This window comes from Gluconobacter sp. Dm-73 (assembly GCF_018256215.1).
GTDB lineage: Bacteria > Pseudomonadota > Alphaproteobacteria > Acetobacterales > Acetobacteraceae > Gluconobacter > Gluconobacter cadivus.
The window spans coordinates 140,207-158,399 of sequence record NZ_JAERLW010000007.1 but is presented as its reverse complement, the minus strand read 5'-3'; the positions used below and the strand labels follow the sequence as shown (position 1 = coordinate 158,399).

General features: G+C 54.4%; 15 protein-coding genes. 7 read left to right on the top strand and 8 right to left on the bottom strand.

The window, feature by feature from the left end:
- Entirely contained in the window at positions 1–933 is a 933-nt protein-coding gene (locus JK176_RS09605; RefSeq protein WP_211587606.1) for an AraC family transcriptional regulator, read from the top strand.
- A 69-nt stretch (positions 934–1,002) separates the two neighbouring features.
- Here JK176_RS09605 and JK176_RS09600 read toward each other — a convergent pair whose 3' ends face one another.
- Positions 1,003–1,650, bottom strand: coding sequence for a cation transporter (locus tag JK176_RS09600; protein WP_211587605.1), 648 nt, complete (start codon positions 1,648–1,650; stop codon positions 1,003–1,005).
- A 71-nt stretch (positions 1,651–1,721) separates the two neighbouring features.
- On the opposite strand from JK176_RS09600, the gene JK176_RS09595 reads away from it, so the two are divergent.
- The 3 genes from JK176_RS09595 (at position 1,722) to JK176_RS09585 (ending at position 5,649) form a co-directional block, all read left to right on the top strand.
- The gene (locus JK176_RS09595) at positions 1,722–2,132 is read left to right on the top strand and encodes a helix-turn-helix domain-containing protein (RefSeq protein ID WP_211587604.1); all 411 of its coding nucleotides are present in this window, start codon (positions 1,722–1,724) and stop codon (positions 2,130–2,132) included.
- Positions 2,133–2,464: 332 nt separating this feature from the next.
- Positions 2,465–3,244 (top strand): helix-turn-helix domain-containing protein, encoded by a 780-nt coding sequence (locus tag JK176_RS09590; protein ID WP_211587603.1) that lies wholly within the window; start codon positions 2,465–2,467, stop codon positions 3,242–3,244.
- 191 nt (positions 3,245–3,435) lie between these two features.
- Entirely contained in the window at positions 3,436–5,649 is a 2,214-nt protein-coding gene (locus tag JK176_RS09585; RefSeq protein WP_211587632.1) for a TonB-dependent siderophore receptor, read from the top strand.
- 87 nt (positions 5,650–5,736) lie between these two features.
- Here the strand turns inward: JK176_RS09585 and JK176_RS09580 are convergent, their stop codons facing one another.
- The 4 genes from JK176_RS09580 to JK176_RS09565 form a co-directional block, all read right to left on the bottom strand.
- Positions 5,737–6,597: an energy transducer TonB gene (locus JK176_RS09580; RefSeq protein ID WP_211587631.1), complete on the bottom strand. Its 861-nt coding sequence runs from the start codon at positions 6,595–6,597 to the stop codon at positions 5,737–5,739.
- A 5-nt stretch (positions 6,598–6,602) separates the two neighbouring features.
- Complete coding sequence (gene exbD, locus JK176_RS09575) at positions 6,603–7,070, bottom strand: TonB system transport protein ExbD (RefSeq protein ID WP_211587602.1); 468 nt, start codon at positions 7,068–7,070, stop codon at positions 6,603–6,605.
- 5 nt (positions 7,071–7,075) lie between these two features.
- Positions 7,076–7,825, bottom strand: a complete 750-nt coding sequence (exbB, locus tag JK176_RS09570) for a tonB-system energizer ExbB (protein ID WP_349291922.1) — start codon at positions 7,823–7,825, stop codon at positions 7,076–7,078.
- A gap of 217 nt (positions 7,826–8,042) precedes the next feature.
- On the bottom strand, positions 8,043–9,290 hold the full coding sequence (locus JK176_RS09565) for a PepSY domain-containing protein (protein ID WP_211587601.1): 1,248 nt from the start codon (positions 9,288–9,290) through the stop codon (positions 8,043–8,045).
- Between the two features lie 369 nt (positions 9,291–9,659).
- Between JK176_RS09565 and JK176_RS09560 the strand changes: the two genes are divergently transcribed.
- From JK176_RS09560 to JK176_RS09550, 3 genes are all read left to right on the top strand, one after another.
- Complete coding sequence (locus JK176_RS09560; RefSeq protein ID WP_228125648.1) at positions 9,660–10,166, top strand: RNA polymerase sigma factor; 507 nt, start codon at positions 9,660–9,662, stop codon at positions 10,164–10,166.
- 148 nt (positions 10,167–10,314) lie between these two features.
- Positions 10,315–11,247: a FecR domain-containing protein gene (locus JK176_RS09555; protein ID WP_211587600.1), complete on the top strand. Its 933-nt coding sequence runs from the start codon at positions 10,315–10,317 to the stop codon at positions 11,245–11,247.
- Between the two features lie 142 nt (positions 11,248–11,389).
- Positions 11,390–13,894, top strand: a complete 2,505-nt coding sequence (locus tag JK176_RS09550) for a TonB-dependent siderophore receptor (RefSeq protein ID WP_211587599.1) — start codon at positions 11,390–11,392, stop codon at positions 13,892–13,894.
- Between the two features lie 79 nt (positions 13,895–13,973).
- On the opposite strand, the gene JK176_RS09545 is transcribed toward JK176_RS09550, so the two are convergent.
- From JK176_RS09545 to JK176_RS09535, 3 genes are all read right to left on the bottom strand, one after another.
- Positions 13,974–16,475, bottom strand: coding sequence for a TonB-dependent siderophore receptor (locus JK176_RS09545; RefSeq protein ID WP_249194395.1), 2,502 nt, complete (start codon positions 16,473–16,475; stop codon positions 13,974–13,976).
- 82 nt (positions 16,476–16,557) lie between these two features.
- Entirely contained in the window at positions 16,558–17,571 is a 1,014-nt protein-coding gene (locus tag JK176_RS09540; RefSeq protein ID WP_211587597.1) for a FecR domain-containing protein, read from the bottom strand.
- A gap of 71 nt (positions 17,572–17,642) precedes the next feature.
- Entirely contained in the window at positions 17,643–18,167 is a 525-nt protein-coding gene (locus JK176_RS09535; protein ID WP_211587596.1) for a sigma-70 family RNA polymerase sigma factor, read from the bottom strand.
- Positions 18,168–18,193 lie beyond the last annotated feature (26 nt).

The following is an 18,193-nucleotide window of genomic DNA, read 5'->3' as shown; positions in this document are numbered from 1 at the left end:
ATGATCCCTCATTCCACACCCTCTGCTCTCTTTGTACTAGCCGCCGCCCTTGCACCGCGCACTGGCTACAACGCCACGCTTTTGCCCGGTATTCGCATCCTGCGTTCCGAGACCGTCCTTGAAGATGTGCCGGTTCTTTATCGCCCTGGTGCGGTCTTTGTATTGCAAGGGGCCAAACAGGGGTTCCTCAATAGCGAGGTCTACCGCTATGACGCCGACCATTATCTTGCGGTTTCAGTCCCCGTACCTTTTCGGATGGCGTCGCAGGCCAGCGCCGACCAACCTCTGCTGGCTCTCTACTTTGATTTTAACCTGCATCTGGCCGCTGAAATTGTGACAGCACTGGAGGGACACATGGGTCATGACGAGGGAGTGCGAGCAAAAAGCATGGTTTCAAGCCGGATGACGCATTCCATTGTGGATGTGCTCCAGCGTCTGCTTCACGCTCTCCATCATCCGCAGGAACTTGCCATTCTTGGCCCGGGGCTACTCCGGGAATTGCATTATCGTGTCCTGATCGGTCCACAGGGGAACGCCCTGATGGCAGCGCTGCGTGGCCACGACACGACAGACAGGATTGTACATAGCCTGACGCTGATCCGCGAACGCTATAATGCTAGACTGTCGGTGCCAGAACTGGCTGCCGAGGCCGGTATGAGCGTTCCGTCCTATCACGCCGACTTTAAGGCCCTCACTGGAACGACCCCGATCCAATACATCAAGGCTTTGCGGCTACACGAAGCCCGGTTGATGGTTTCACGGCGTAAGGGTTCAATGGCCACGATTTCTGCCAAAGTCGGCTATGCCAGTCCCGCCCAGTTCAGCCGGGACTTCAAGCGCCACTTTCATCGCACCCCAAGCGAAGAGGCTAAATGGATGCAAGAACATCTGGGAGAGCCGACCTTACAAGTCGAATTGCTTGTGCCGCCTTGAAAAAGGTCGGGAGCACCGGCAGGCTGCGTAGATAGTCTTCAGATCGAACTGGCCATAAGGACGCTGATGTCAGCCCGCCAGACCCATTTTGACGCTGGCGGTTTCCATACGGGCATGGCGCACAATCTGTGCCCCGCCATGCAGGCCCAGTCCTCCCATGATGAAGGCCACGATGATATCCGGCCATCCCGTACCGGTGCCGAAAACGCCCAATGCCGCCAGTACAACCGCCAGATTGCCGATAGCGTCATTGCGCGAGCAGATCCAGACCGAGCGCATGTTCGCGTCCCCACTGCGGAAGCGGTACAGCATCAGAGCAACACCCCCATTGGCCAGCAGTGCCAGCGCGCCGATCAGGCCCATGGTTTCGGCATGTGGCACAGTGCCTGACCAAGCATGCCACAGCGTATTGCCCAGCACCCAGAGAGCGAAGACCAGCATGGTCACGCCCTTGAGCATTGCTGCTCGGCTACGCCACGCCAGCGCTATACCCGTGACGGTAAGGCTAATGGCGTAATTGGCGGTGTCTCCGAAGAAGTCGAGCGCATCCGCCTGCAGGGAGGCGGAACCCGCCATGACGCCGGCGATAATCTCGGTCAGGAAAAAACCGCCATTGACGATCAGAGCGATCCAGAGTGCTCGGTGCCAGTGGCGGTCATCGTGACCAGTCGAAGGAGAGACGGAACTCGGGCAGCAGGAGTCATGACAGCAGGGCATGGCGACACTCTCGCAAAAAAACGACGAGCACCCCATATCCACCCTGTAGTCACTACAGGGTCAAGAACTTCATGACGCAGACATATACGATCGGGCAGCTTGGCCGCCTGACGGATACGAAGGTCGAAACCGTCCGGTACTATGAACGCATCGGATTGCTGCCGCATCCGCCACGGAGCGCTGGCAATTACCGCGTTTATGATGGCACGGATCTGGCGCGTCTGGGTTTTATTCGTCGGGCACGTGAACTCGGCTTTCCGCTGGATCAGGTGCGGGAGCTGCTGGAATTGTCCGGGCAGGAGGCTCGGTCCTGTGAACAGGTGGACGAACTTGTCCAAGCTCATGTCACGGATATCGAACGCAGGATTCACGATCTGCAGACACTCCGACAGGAACTGACACAACTTCTTGCACAATGTCAGCATGGCAAGATTGCCGAATGCCGGATCATTGAGGCGATTCAGCCTCGTGTAACCGTGTAAACAATGGCCTAACGTCGGGGCTCCTCGTTATCCACGCCAAGCGTGGTTGACCGAACCTCCCTGAGATCGGAGAAGGCCGGTTTGCACGCATGACGCAGTATGGGGCGTAGTCCATAGTCGTACGGAACTGTTTTTCTGTCTCTGTCGTGTGCAAAGCCTGTACGACAAGTCCAGACGGCCCTCTACAGGTCTTACTGATACAAAAATCGCCTTGGTAGCCTGAAAGTGGTGTGTAATACCCGGCTGAGACCGTCCCAAACAGATGATGGAGCACCGGACGTGGTCATCATGCCGGATATCTTTTGAAGAAAAACCACCTAGATCATGGTGGTATGAAGCGAACGGCGGACCTGCCAGTTTGTCCGCCCCCGGTCGTAGGTTTTGCGGATCGTTATACAGACGGTTTCGTGGACACATACCATAGACATGACCGCGCCCAGCTTTCTCTGTTTCTTGGAGGAACGGTCACTGTCAGCGCTCTGGGCCAGAGTTTCGTAATGGGGGCCGGGCAGGGACTGTGGCTTCCCGCCAACACGCTCCATCAGGCGGAGTGCCGCACGGACCTTACATTTCAGGTGGTTTATGTCGATCCGGGTCTGACCGAGGTCACTGATCTTCCCTGCAAGATGTTTGATGTTTCGTCTCTCATGCGCGGGCTCGTGGATGAGATCATTGCCATGCAATACGAATTTGTCATGGATGAGCGCATGACTGCCATCGCACGGCTTCTGGTCGATGAAATCCGCCGCGCCGCTCCCATTATGAACAGGCTGATTTTTCCCGCCGATCAGCGTCTGTTGCGTGTGTGTATGGCCATTGTCGCCCAACCCGGAGACTGTCGGGACATCGACCACTGGGCACGCGAGGCTGGCATGGCCAGACGGACCTTTACACGACTGTTCCATCAGGAAATGGGTATGGGCTTTGCTGCCTGGCGCCGTCGTGTCCGGGTGATCGAGGCAGCATCCCGCATCGCTGCCGGGCAACCTGTCTCCGAAGTGGCATTTGAACTGGGGTACGAGAACGCTGGCAGTTTCAGCACCATGTTTCATCGGACGTTCGGAATGTCTCCCCGGGCCCTGCGGGCGACCACACTGACACCGGTTCCGTAACTTTCAACCGTCCTTCTGGCACCTTCCATTATCGTCGATCAGGCAGATTTTGTTTGCGTTCGGGCCAATGGCTTTCGCATCGGTTGATGACGCCTGCAAATATGACTAGGAGCGCAATTAAGAGTTATTCTCAAAAAAACAGACCGCCGACCCTCTGGGTGCAGAAGCCGGTGACGACACATGGGTGGGGTATGCAGCGTAACAGGATCATCTACACGGGCCTTTTTTTGATCGTCCTGAATGATACGGCTTTCGCAGCCGATCAGGAAAAAAATCCTGATCCAGGTCGGCGTTCAGGAGCAGCCGTAGCTGCGCAGACTTCTCCAAAAACCGCGGAAACACGCGCAAAGGATGTCGAGCAGATCAAGGTTCGCGCTCATCTCGCATCGACCGTCGCTTCATCGGCCACCAAATCGAACACACCGCTTGTCGAGACCGCCCAGTCCGTGACGGTCATCACCCGTGACGAGATGGATGCGCGTGGTGTGCTGAACCTCAATCAGGCCGTCCGCTATGCTGCGGGTGTGACTGCGGATACACGCGGTGGGGAAGGGACGCGCTATGATCTTTTTGATCTTCGCGGATTTACCGTTCCAACCTTCCTGGATGGCTTGAAATTTCAGGACAGTCCGACAGGTTTTGCGGTAGCCCAGACCGATACGTTCCGGCTGGATCGCGTCGAGCTTCTCAAAGGACCGGCCTCCGCACTTTACGGCCAGTCGAGCCCCGGTGGCCTGACGGCCATGTCCAGCAAACTCCCGACGGATCAGCGGTTCTATGGCGGCGTAAATGCGACGGGCGGGATGTTCGATCTTTATCGTGTTGATGCGGATGTGGGTGGTTTTGCGACGAATGACGGGATGGTCCGTTATCGCGTTTACGGGACGGTCAACGGACAGCACACACAGTTGAGCAGGACCGGCAGCCGGCGTTTCAGCATCAGTCCATCCTTTACGTTCGGTGGCGATGGCCCGACGACCCTGACTTTGCTTGGGAACTACCAATATGACCCGGAGAACGGCTCTTATGGTGGCGTTCCACTGATCGGCTCTCTCAAACGGGCCTCCTACGGGTATCTGCCGCGCAATTTCTATGATGGCGATGTATCAGCAGAAAAATTCAATCGTCGTCAGGGCGCCATTACTTACATTCTGAATCATCGCTTCAACGATGACTGGAGCTTCAGCACGCGCGGTCGGTATGATGACATCAGAACGATCTATCGCAGTGTTTATAACAACGGATATTACGATAGTGATGACGGTATCAGCGGCCAGATGCTGTCGCGTTCAGCCTATGGGACGCAGGAACATACCTATAATCTGGCCTTTGACAGTCAGTTCAAGGGGAAAGTCCGTACAGGGCCGTTACGTCATACGCTGATGTTCGGCTTTGACTACATGCAGCAGAAGGCGAACGATACGGAAGCCTCTGGCGATGCACCTGATCTGGACGTACTGCACCCGGACTATCATATGATTATTCCGGATCTGACGCCCTATCTGCACTATGTTACAAAGTCCCATCAGGCGGGCGTTTATGGTCAGGACGAGATCCGCTGGAAACGTCTGATCCTGACGGGCAGTCTCCGTAATGACTGGTACCGGTCAAGACAGGTCGAATATTTCGAGCAGTCGAATACCCGGCAGAGTGCAAGCCAGATCACCTGGCGTGCGTCTGGTCTGTATCATTTCGATTTTGGTCTTTCACCTTATATCAGCTACTCGACATCCTTTCAGCCACAGTCCGGTACGGTGTCGAATGACGGCGGGGCAACACTGCGTCAGGCTCATCCATCCATCGGAAAGCAGCTTGAAGGCGGCCTGAAATACCAGATCCCCGGCACGTCCGTCCTTTTGACTGCGGCGGGTTTTCATATCGAGCAGAGCAACGTGCTCGTCTCCGTTGCCAATACCGGATACAGCCTGCAAAGCGGGCTTGTTCATTCGGACGGTTTCGAATTTGAAGCACATGCCCAGCCATTCCGTAACCTGATGGTTACAGCGGCCGTCAGCTTCCAGAAGGTCAAGGATGATTCTACCGGCAAGCCACTGATCCAGTCCGGCAAGGGGAATGCCTCCCTGTTTGCTTTCTATACGATGCCCTCCGGCCTGCTCAAGGGCTTCGGCTTTGGCGGGGGTATGCGGTATTCGAACAAGGCTTATGGCGGCGAAGCGACCTATGGGAGTGTTTGGCTTCCGCAATATGCTCTTTTCGACGCATCCGTGGCTTATGATCTGAAAAACCTGTCTCACTCCCTGCACGGCTGGAAAGTGTCTGCAAGTGTGAGAAACCTGTTTGATAAAAACTATATTGCGAACTGCTTCGCCTACGGCGCTGATGGGCAATACTGCTACTATGGTGAACGCCGGAATGCTCAGGCCAGTATAGGATACAGCTGGTAAGTTTTATATCACGCTCATACTTTCTCTGGTGCCTGGGAAAATGGCACTTCATCGAATTCAGAGCTGGTCTCTCACGGGGCATGAACTTCAGCTATGGTCGGAATGAATATAGAATTCGACGGGAACGGTCAGGGTGATGGGATCACCCTCGACTGTATCAGGCGGTGGCGGCAAGGGCTGCGCGCGCTTGGGAAGGGCTACAGCTTCCTGATCCAGAAGCGGATGACCCGAACTGCTGGCGAGCGTTACTGAGAGAACATGCCCTTTGCGGTCCATCGAGAAAGTGACCGTCGGGGCGCCTTCTTCGTGATCAGCCATGGCGTCGGCGGGATAGCGTTTGAATTTCTCGAGTTGCGCCAGCAGCGCCCCCTGCCATGTGACAGGATCGTGTGAGGCACGGGACGAGGACGCTCCCGGTGCAGGTGTGGCCTGTGACGGGGCGGGGGGGGCCTCAGAGGAAGGCGGCGCGGTTGTCTGATCCGCTGGCGGTATCTTGTCCGGGATCGGCTTCCGGTGCAGGGCAACCGGGAGATGTTTCTTCACGATCCTGCGGGGTCTTTCCGGCTTGGGCACAGGAACAGGCGGGTGGGGCGCGGGGGATGGGGGCGCGGTAATCTTTGGTGGATCTACGGGTGCCGGATCGGGGATGGACTGTGTCTGCTGTGGACCGGGTGGAACATCCGTAGGCGGTGTCGGGATTGATACCGGTTCAGGAACCATGTCGATGGCAATGGCGGCAGGGGGCGGCGCGGGAACGGCCATAACCGGCGGCGGCAGCCGCATGACGTACCACAGAGTGCCGCTACTGATCGCAAGAACAGCCAGAAAGGACAGCCCCCAGCGGAGCGCGTCTTCGCGATGTTTCAGTCGGAACTGGTCTCGTTGCCATCTGCTGAAAGAGAAAAGATCCTCCGCGCGGTTGTCTAGTTCCCGCGGCCGCCCGGTCATCCCGATCACGGTGTACCTCCAGGAAGGGCAGCCGGGTTTGACGCTGTTTCGCCCCCTTCTTCCTGTCCTTGCAGGTTGACGAGCGCCACCTTGAGGTAGCCGGCCGAACGAAGTCTGTTCATCACTCCCATCAGCGTCCCGTAATCAACCGTCTTGTCTGCCCGCAGGAAGATGCGTTCGTCGTGATTTCCTTTTGTCGCCCGTTCCATCGCCGGGCCCAGTCCGCTGGTTTCCAGAGTGTCTTCTCCCAGAGCCAGAGTGTGATCCGCCTTGATCGTCAGGAATACGGGGTCCTCAGGTCGAGGTGTGGGTTTTTCGCTGGAGGACGGCAGGTCTACCGGCACATTCACGGTGGTCAGGGGGGCGGTCACCATGAAAATCACGAGGAGCACCAGCACCACATCTATGAACGGCGTGACGTTGATTTCACTGGCTTCGTGCGGGCTTTCGTCAGCGTGGCGGATGCGGATCATACGGTTTACTCCGCAGCAAGGGAGCGCGCCTCCCGCGAGACGTCAAAACGGACCACCTGTCCACTCCCGCCAGACGGCTGAATCCGGCTTAGATCACGTGAGACCAGCCGCATGACAAGGGACGTCAGGTCTGCGACCTGCGCCCGGCAGGCAGCGGACTGCCGGGCCAGATGATTGTAGATGACGACAGCCGGAATGGCCGCAACCAGACCCAGCGCTGTCGCCAGAAGGGCTTCGGCGATGCCCGGAGCGACGACGGCGAGACTGGTGGCCTTGCTGGCGGCAATGCCTGTAAACGAGGTCATGATACCCCAGACGGTGCCGAAGAGCCCGACGAACGGTGCCGTAGCTCCAATGGTTGCCAGAAGCCCGGTTCCGCGCATGAGATGCCGGCCTTCAGCCGCTTCCAGCCGTTCGAGATGCAGGACGATCCGTTCTTTCAGGCCATCGCGATCATCAAGGATATCGTGTGAACGCTGGCGCTCGGTTTCAGCCGCAAGAACCAGGACATGAGCGATGGATCTGTTGTCCCGTGTCCATTCCTCTCCCAGATCCAGCGTGTCCGCTTCAGCCAGAGCATTTTCCGCCTTCCGCAGCCTTTGGCGCATACGGAAAAATTCAACCGTTTTGGCGATGAAAACGGTCCATGTCAGTAGGCTGGCAAACGCCAGCAGACCCATCACGCACCGCACGACAGGACCAGCGTTGAGAAACATGTCCCAAGGGGAAAAGGACATCGAAGTGAGATCGGTCACAGGGGACCTCCTTTTGAAGACGGTCTGCCCCAGGCACGCCTCAGGCAGACAGTTATGACGACCAGAGGCATGGACAGGCTGATCCATGAAACGGCGAGCCAGACGCCGTGCTGGCCCAGCAGCGCCGACATAAGGCCGGACAGCGTGAGAGCTCCAAGCGATGCCGGCCATGTCCAGATGGCAGTTGAGGACATGGAGGAAGAAACGGCTTTAGCCTTCATCGCGCCGCATCCCCTGCATCGTGAGAAACGATGAGACCTGTATTGTCGTCGAATTCGTAGCCAAGAGTTCGCAGGCGCGTATCTGCGCTGACCCTGCGTTTTGCAGCCCACAGAACAAGCCCGCTGACCAGAACGCCGATCACCACGAGATCAAGAAGCGCCCAGAGAATGCGCAGCGGCATCCCGCCATAATCGCCGAAATGCAGAGGACGGGAAATTTCCAGAAAGCGGAGATACCAGGGCATAGGGTATGCGCCGGTCAGTTCCCCGGTTCGGGCGTCAACCAGCACCGGCGTGAAGAGACGTGCGCGTAGTGGCGTAGCCCCATGTGTCCAAAGAACGTAGTGAACCGGGCTGCCGAAGGAAGAGCCCGGAAAAGACAGTTCAGTGACCACATTCCCCGGAGCCGCTTTCGCCGCAGTTTCAAAAGCGGCCTGTACGGAAGAGAGATGGTTCTGAGCAGGGACTGCAAGATTGGCATAGGGTTTGAGAATCTGTCGGACATCCGTCACGCGCCACAGGCCGAACAGGGGTGTCTGGAGTTCGTTGATCAGTCCCGTAAATCCGACAACGCTTGCCCAGACAAGTGTCGCTACTCCCAGCAGATTGTGCAGATCCAGCCAGGTGAGGCGCCGCGCACGATCCCGTCGGACGGTCCCGAACGGAAGGCGCTTCATGAATCGGCCATACAGAATGGTCCCTGACACAAGCGACGCAACGAAGATGCCGCCCATCAGTCCCAGAAACAGGCGTCCCGGCAGATAGGCGAACAGGCTGACATGCAACCGGCTGCACGTCCCCATGATGACGCCGGTCCAGGTCCGGGGTGGCGGTGGGGCATCTGCAGGTCGTGACTGCTTTAGGACTCTGGTGGTTCGGGCATCGAATTTGATCCAATGTCCGGAATTCCGGTCCGGGTATTTTTCGTCGTCTTTCAAGGCCTGCCAGCTTGGCGCCATGGACACCAGAACGGCGGGTTCATCATCATCGGGAGCAATGTCCGTGACAATCTGGCCCGGGAACAGGCTGTGTGCCTTTGCCACGATCGTATCCAGACTGGCATTGGACGTTCCGGGAGGGAGTGTTTCGTAAGGAGGATCGTCGTCTCCGACAAAAGTGTCCCAGATCTGTTCGGAAAACAGAAGCGGCAGCCCGGTCACACAAACGATCAGAAGGAACAGGGTACAGATCAGACTTGTCCATTTATGCACCAGAAACCAGCGGCGAAGGGTCCGGGTAGTCATGACTGGCTGACCGTATCCAGAACTCTGATGCATACTATACAATGATACTCATTCGCATCTTCATTCCATGAAAAGAGCCACCTCTGTGTCATCTGAACCTTCTCGTCTTATCCGATAGAGGGTCTGCAATTTCGAGCCCGACCGGGCTGTGATGTTCCCCTGTTCTTTCAGACGTTCGGGCAAGGCATTTTTTCACAACTCAGCATAAAAAATAACGTGGACGTGATATCGCGCTTCCCCAGACAGTCGTGAATGCGGACGGGAGGGGCGCTGTAGCCAGACATCTTGCGAAATGAAGATCTGTGTGTCATCAGAATTGCAAGTCGTTCTCAACTGCCGTCTGTCGGTCTGGCATCGGGAAGCTGTCTCTTGAAGTCTGAATCACTGCCTGTGGATCTGTATGAAACCCATCGCGCGGGGCTGCTGGCGTATGCCAGACGTCTCTCAGGAGACGGCGTGCTGGCTGAAGATATCGTCCATGATGCGTGGCTGCTCTTTTCGCGGCAGCCGAGTGGCAGTGTGTTGTCCCCGGTCAGCTATCTGCGGACTATTATTCGCAATCTCCTGCTGGGCCGTCTGCGTCGTGCCGGGATTGAACGTGTCAGTACGGCTGATTTTGACATGACTGTTGCCGGTATTGTTGACAATACGGTGTCTCCAGAAGAAACCGTAGCCACACGGGAAATCGTCGTCAGGATCATGGACGCCATCGATGCGATGCCGGACCGTCAGGCTCAGGCGATCCGCATGTATCATTTTGAGGGTATGAAACTGCGCGAGGTTGCCAAGGTTCTGGGAGTTTCCGTCCCTCTGGTGCATGCTCTGATTGCTGAAGGTATGGCAATCTGTAATAAAATCCGCAGGGAAGGGCAGTAAGCCGCGGTGTGCACTACGCTTTTCATGAAAAAGACGCGGCCTCGCGCATCCTTCCGGTATGATCTCTCAGTGCGTGCGTTTTTGTCTCCGTCATGGCTGTGGAAGGCTGCGCCTGAGAAACTGTTGTGCGATGGGACCAGAATGGCTCATGGATAACACTCACAACGCTGATAAGGCAGCATCTGGCTGGTATATTGCACTGCGCGAAGACAGTGATGATCCGGAACTGAGAAGTGCTTTTGAGGCGTGGCTGGCACAGGACCCACAGCATCGCCAATCCTGGCAGGATATAAACGCTACAGCGCGAATCATGAAATCCGTTCCTGTCATGCAACGACGGAAAAGGCAGCGCGGTGTCCGGTATGGTGGCTATGTTGCTGCAATGGGCATGCTTGCCGCAGCCTGTCTGGCGACCGTTCTGCTCGTGCCTGATCTGATGCTTCGGCTTCGGGCAGACTATTACGCGCCGCCCGGCATGACGCGCGACATCCGCTTGGCAGACGGCAGCAGGATCGTCCTCGCTCCGCGCACAGCGCTTACGGTGCATGTCACGCCGCGAACACGTCAGATTGAGCTTCTGCGGGGCGAGGCCTATTTCATTGTCAGACATGATGAAGCCCGACCGTTTTTGGTCAATGCAGGTCCTGTTACAACGACGGATATTGGAACGGAATTTGATGCGCGGACGGACGGGTCAAAGACGGAAGTCGTTGTAAAAGAAGGGGAAGTCCATGTTTCAGCGCGGAGCGGGGTTCCTTTTGAAAAGGATCTTCGTGCTGGAAACTGGGCTGAGATAAGCCGAGCGCGCGCTGCAACGGGCAACCAAGGTCCAGACACAATCGCGCTGTGGCGCACAGGGACGCTTGTTGCCCAGGACAATACCATAGGTGAGATGGTGGAAGCCCTTCAGCCCTGGATACATGCACGCATTATGGTGATGCATGGAAGTCTGATGGAGAAGCGCGTGACAGGATCATACGATCTCCATCATCCAGAGGAGTCGCTTGCGCTCATCGTGAGGCCTTACGGTGGAGAGATAGCCTCTTTTTCTCCGTGGCTTGCAGTCGTGACGGGGCATTGAGTCCTATGGGCTTTTTATATCGAAAAAAATAATATTTATTTAAATCAATACCTTATAAGAAAATAGTTTCTGATGGATGTTTTTTTTCGAAAAACGGAAGACGTCAAACATCTCACTGTCATAGGCAAAAGATGCAAATGACTTGCATTATCAAAAAGCCGCAGAGACAGGAAATGCTGCGTCCATGTGTCCATCAGGATTTTTAAAGACCCCCCTTGTTGCATCGGTTCTTATACTTGGTGGCACAACTGCCCTGAGTGCGGCTGTGTGCGGAACGGCTCTGGCGCAGGTTGAAGCAGGGCAATCAAAATCACGTTTCGATATTTCAGCAGGCTCCCTGTCAGATGCGCTGGTTGCTTTCAGTGCGCAATCCCATCTTCAGATCACGTCACAGGCCCCTGCGCTGTCAGAGCATCGCACAAACGGTCTGCATGGCAGTTTTACGCCGGATGAAGCGCTGGGACATCTCCTGTTGGGAAGTGGTCTGTCCTGGCGGCCAGCAGGATCTTCCGCCGTACAGATCATTCCTGCGACTCGGTCGGCTTCGATCACACTGGGCCCCGTCCGGGTTGGAGGGACTGCTGCCCGGATGTCCAATCCTCAGGCAGCTTATGGTCCGGGCGAGGGATTTTTTGTAAGTCACTCGACTGCGGCCACTAAAACCGACACGCCCATCGTCGACATTCCTCAGTCCGTTTACGTGATTGGACGACAACAGATGGATGATCTTCAGCCGCTCAATGTGGCCGAAGTTCTACGTTACATGCCCGGAATTACAGACCCGATGGGAGGGAGCGGAATACCGTCGATCAATTCGCACGATATTTATCAGCGCGGATTTCAAAGTGATACATTCGTGGACGGTTTGATGACGGGCGTGTCGCCTTCTACCGTGGAGCCGTTCATGCTTGATCGGGTGGAAGCCATGAGCGGTCCTGCGTCAGTGATGTACGGTCAGGCAGCGCCGGGCGGGATCATCAATGAAGACCTCAAACGACCAACCGAACAGGCACAACATCAGTTCAATGTGGGTTTCGGTAGTTATGGACGCTATGAAGGTCAGTTTGATACCAGCGGCCCACTGACAAAAGACGGCCAACTCCTTTATCGTATCGTCGCTGTCGGAAATACACAGGGCGATCAGGTTCAGTACGTTAAATATCAGAGAATGGTCGTTCAGCCAGCTTTGACCTGGAATATCGATAAAAATACGAAACTCACACTGATTGGGCAGTATAATTATACACCTTCACTGAGATATGCCGCCGGCGGACCAGCAATCGGGTCTCTTTTTCCCCAGAAATATGGACGATACAGCCCAACGATTGATACTGGCGATCCGGGGTTCGACAGGTCTTATGACAAGAGCCATCTGTTCGAATATATTTTCTCGCATAAGTTCAACCGTCATTTGCAGTTCAGCCAGAATTTTCGGTACGAGTATGACGACAGTTACTTCGCCCAACTCTTCAGTAATGGACTGGTTGCTGGTACGTCCGACATGAAGCGTTATGCGCTCGTTGATCACTTTAAAGGATGGGCCGCTTTACTCGATTCACATCTTCAGGGTGATTATGATACGGGTCCGGTTCATCATACTCTTCTGGTTGGCGTTGATTACAGGGATCAGCCCGACTCAGGAACGTACGCGTTCGATTTTTCCACCGTTCCAACACTAAACCTGCTGAGTCCGAAATATTATCAATATAACTACAGCGATTTTATAAAACAGACTGGCAACAAATGGGATACCGAGAACGACTCCCTATCCCAGATAGGTGTCTATTTTCAGGACCAGATGAAATGGAAAGGCCTCAATGTCATGATTGGTGGCCGTCAGGACTGGGACGATTATTATAGTACGTTCAAGAAGGCTTTTACGTGGCATGTCGGTGTTTCGTACAAGACAGATTTCGGGCTTTCTCCCTATTTCTCTTATGCAACTTCATTCTTCCCACAAACGTCCAACGTCTATGGAAAGGGAATTGCTGATCCCCTTGAAGGCAAGCAGTGGGAGGTAGGTTTGAAATATCAGCCAACCAACACGAAAATGCTGTTCACTGCGGCTGCGTATGATCTGCGGGAAAACAATGTTCTGGAAAGTGATCCAGATCATCAGAACTTTTCTCTTGAAATCGGACAGGTCCGGGCGAGGGGCGTTGAACTTTCAGCAAACGTCAATATTACACAAGGGCTGAATCTGAACGCTAATTATACATATATGTCTATATATAACAGCCGTACGACACTGACTTCAACGGACATCAACGGAAAAACGGTTTCGCTGCAGGGTAAGGCCCCCACCGAACTTCCCCGCAATACCGTTAATCTCTTTGTCGATTATAAATTCCAAAAAAAATCCCTGAACGGCATTTTCGATGGCTTATCGTTGAATGCGGGCATGAGATATGTCGGCTTTTCCATGGGGGACGAAGCCAATTCCTTTCATGTTCCCGCCTACACGGTGTTTGATGGGGGCGTGAGTTACGATTTTGGGACGTTAAGCAGGCGTCTCAAAGGACTTAATATGCGGGCAAGTCTCGTCAATGGTTTCAACAAACAATATGTAGTGGAATGTTCGTCGAGCAAATCCTGTTCATGGGGGCAGCTTCGCCGGGTAACGGGGCAGATCGGATATCGTTGGTAACTCTGTAGTGTTTGAAAGCCCGCCACTCAGAGAGGCGGCGGGCGATAGTTTCAAGGCCAGCAGGGGCGAGGGCGATGGACTACCAACGATATCCTATGAGCCCGAAAATTCGGCGCTGTTCACCGTACTGGCAGGTATCTAAACCACCGCATGATGTATAGGTTTTGTTTGTGGAATTTGTCATACTCAGCCGGACATGCAACCCTTTAAGCGATGGGAATGTCTGGGCGAAATTATAATTCAGACCGCTATCGAATAAGACATAGGCTGGATTGCGGAAGGAGTTGGCTTCGTCGCCCCACGCAGAACCAATATAGCGCACACCGAAATTTATCGACAGCCCCGGTGCAAGAGATGTCGGAAAGCGATAGTCGATGAAGGCTGATGCAGTATGTTTCGGTTGATAAACAAGCGTCCTGTGGAGCAGTGATACTGTCTCACCCCCGATCGTATCAGCTGTCAGGTCTGTTTTTGAGTTGACTGGTCGCGAATAACTATAACTGGCTGTCAGATCCAGCCCTTCGGCCAGATTGGCATTTGCAGTAAGCTCGACACCGCGTGAACGGACCTGTCCGATTTCAAGATCGTAATTCGGAAAATCAGGATCGCTGACCAGAACATTATTTTCTTTTACGTCATAATAAGCCGCAGTGAAAAATGTCTGTATATGAGGGATCTGGTATTTCAGGCCAGCTTCCCATTGATGCCCGTTAAGCGGATCGGCCTGCCTGAGAACCTGATGGTTATAGATAGATCCTGTCTGCGGCATGAAGGATGTCGAATAGTTGAAATATGGTGCCAGGCCGATACTTGAAACATAGTTAATGCCAGCATTCCATGTGAATGGGCGATTAAATATATGTCTTGCTCCATAAGAATTCCAGTCCTGCCGCCCAGCCAGCGTGAGGTAGAATTTGCGCCATTTGATCTGGTCCTGAAAATATATGGCATATTGGGAATACTGATAATGATAATGTGTGAATTTTCCCTGTGTTGCTGAAATATAGTCGCTCATTGTGTATTGATTGTATTTCGGGTCCGTGATGCTGATGGATGGAACATTCCCGAAGGAAAATTTACTTCTCCCGTCTTCAGCCTGTGTCCGGTAGTCCACACCGACAAGCAGGTTGTGCCTTACCTGGCCCGTGGAAATTTTGTAGCTCAGGTTGCTGGTCATCTGGACGGAGCGTCCATTATTATTGTTGTTACAGGTTGCATAGCGACTGATCGTTTTATTTGCGAGATCAACAGTATCCAGCTGAAGATTGCAGTGACTGTCTGCCTGACCATCGTACCGGACAGTACTGTTGAATTGCATATTTTGGGAAAAATCGTGATGTAGGAGAACTTCTCCCAGATATTCTCTGTCCCAATTGCGATCAAAAGATGGGTCGCCATAATATCGGTTAACAGGAATATGTCCTAGAGGACTGCTGAGGGCACTTCCATAAGCAGGAACATAAGCACCAGAAATGGTCTGAGGAGAATAAGCGAACTGTCCAATCAGAGTGATGCTGGTTCTGTCATCGATTTTCCATTCCAGGTCACCCTGAATGGCAACGCGCTTGTAGTGCTGGTAATCGACCTGCGAGCCCTGTGTATTGCCGAGGGCGACAACTCGGTAGAGGACGTTGCGTTTTTTGTTAAGCGGGCCACCGAAATCGAGTTGTCCTTCATAGCGGCCATAATTGCCGAACCCGACATTAACCTCATGGCGGGCCGTGGTCGTCGGGCGTTTCAGGGTCATATTGATAAGACCCCCGGGTGTGGACTGGCCATACATGACTGAAGACGGTCCGCTCAGGGCTTCGATCCGATCGAGGAAAAACGGATCTGTAACGGAAGTACCGTTCAGGAGGCCATCTACGAAGGTATAGGATTCAAATCCGCGCTGATGCACGGGCTGGAATGTATCGCTTGAAGGGGAACTTGAGAGAACGTTCCCCGGAGAGGTAACGACGCCAGGTGTGTAGCGCAGGGCTTCGGCAATACTCTGTGGCTGAAGATCATCCATCTGTTTTCGGGTGACGACATAGATCGATTTTGGAGTTTCGATCATGGCAGTGTCGGTTCGGGTCGCTGATGCGCTTCGGGTTGCGACCAGCCCAACGCCCGGTCCATATGCTGACTGGGGATCAGAATTCCTGGAAACACGGCCGCCAACCCTGACGGGTCCGAGTCTGATGGCGGAAACAGCAGAAGCCTTTTGGATGACGATGGTGTCTTGCTGGGGGCGCCGGTAATTTAATCCACTTGCAGAGAGAAGCTGCTGCAGGGCAGCAGATGCGTCCACTGCCTCCGTAACGGGCTGTGACATTTTTCCGAAAGTCAGAGCAGGATCGTATGTGATCTGAAGCCCCGCTTTTTTACCCAGAACTTCCAGAGCCTTATCCAGAGGCATCGCCGGGATCGTGTATGACTGAGACTGGAAAAGCTGAAGCGGGGCGGCGAGTGTTGCGGTTGATACTCCCAGTGTTCCAGTCACGCCCGCAAATATCAGGATAGATCGGATGGAGAGAGATGAAGATTTTTCGAAACTCCGTTCAGTGAGCGGATTTTCACAGGGCTTCGTCGGTTTCAAGAGTGTGGCGTCCTTGTTAAGAATGCATCGCATTTACAATAAGGACGGATTACGGTAAGAATTTTTAAGAGGACGGCCGGAATTAATTCAGCAAATCATGTGCCGAAGTGGGCACGACAATCATAAAGTGGGTTCCGAGCCTGTGTACGGTTCCCCCTGCTGGCATCAGAACAGCGCGCAGGGCGGAAGGGATATCGTGGAGATTATAAAGCCCTCCAATCCGATGCAGTTTTCGTTCTGGGAACGGTGTAAGAATGAAGCCTGGATAATAGCGTCTCAGGGTGGCGATCACATGATCGCTGGTATCATTTTCAACAACCAGTGTTCCGTCCCGCCATGCCCCGATACGATCGGGATCGACTATTGTACAGGAGATTTTGCCGGTTTGCAGATCAAGCGCCAGTTCATCTCCCGGACCCAGTCGTGTCTCTGGAAGGCTTGGCTCCATTTGCCGGGAAACTCCAACACGTCCGTCCTGAACGTCAACCCGAATTTGTGTAGAATCCATTCGGATATCAAAGCGCGTACCGATGTCGCGGGCCTGCAGGATGCCGGCCTTTACCTGAAAAGGGCGACGAGGATCATGTCGGACATCGAATAAGGCTTCTCCGGCAAGGAGTGTGACATTCCGTCGTTCAGCGCTGTAATGAACGACAATTGCAGAGTGGCCTCCCAGTGTGACGACGCTGCCATCGGATAGAACGATCCGGCTGTTCTGGCCGACTGCTGTCCTATGATCGGCCATGGCCGCGGTCTGGATTGCAGGGAACCCGAGCCAGAGTCCTGCGCAGGCCGCAGCGGCAAGGGCGATGGGCAGGCTTTTGGCCAGCACTCTGCTGCGGTGGATTTTTTTGAGCGGTTTCCGGCTTTTTGCGGGCAGGGAAACGTGAGCAAAAGCTGGTGTGGTCTGTCCCGTCAGGCTCCAGGTGTGGAGTGTTTCGCGCCAGGCTTGGGCGTGAAGGGGGGAGGCCGCATACCAGGCGGCAAAATCCTGTTTCAGGAGGTCATTATCTGGGTCGTCCGTCAGAACAATCGCCCAGAGGTTGGCTTCTGATCTGATTTGCTCAGAAAGAGGGATATCCGGAATCTGTTTCATGGTTCGTCGGCTCTCCTCGTAGCTCGAATGGAAGTTATCGAGCATGGGGAGCGCATATTGATGTCAGTCATTCAGGTGCGGGGATCGGCAGAATCAAGAACATTCTGGCATGCAAGAAGAGCATCGTTGATAAGTTGGGAAGCACGTACAACGGAAATATCGAGTGCTATCGCGATTTCCCTCAGTTTGAGGCCTTCAAATCGCTTCATCTCAAAAGCGCGCCGTGTGCGCGCGGGCAGGGCAGCCAGAGCCTGTTCCACAGCATCCAGTTCTTCTCGTCCTGAAGTATGGAGTTCTGGTGTCAGAGGATCGGCAAGGAGGATTTCCAGCCCCTGATCCGCAATGTCGGAAGTTTTGCGGATATTGCGTTGGCGCATGGTATCGATGGCAAGACGGCGAACAACCTGAAGGAAGTAAGCCAAGGGATGTCGGATCTCCAGCTCCGGTCGGTGGGTCAGCGCAATTTTGACAAAAGCGTCGTGAACAAGATCTTCGGCCTGCGCCCTGCATCCAACAATGGACGCAGCAAGATCTACGGACCGGTGCCTGTAACTGAGATAGACATCTAGGACGCACTTGCTTTCATCTGCCGGCACGACACGGTCTTTCCTGTCCGATCCGC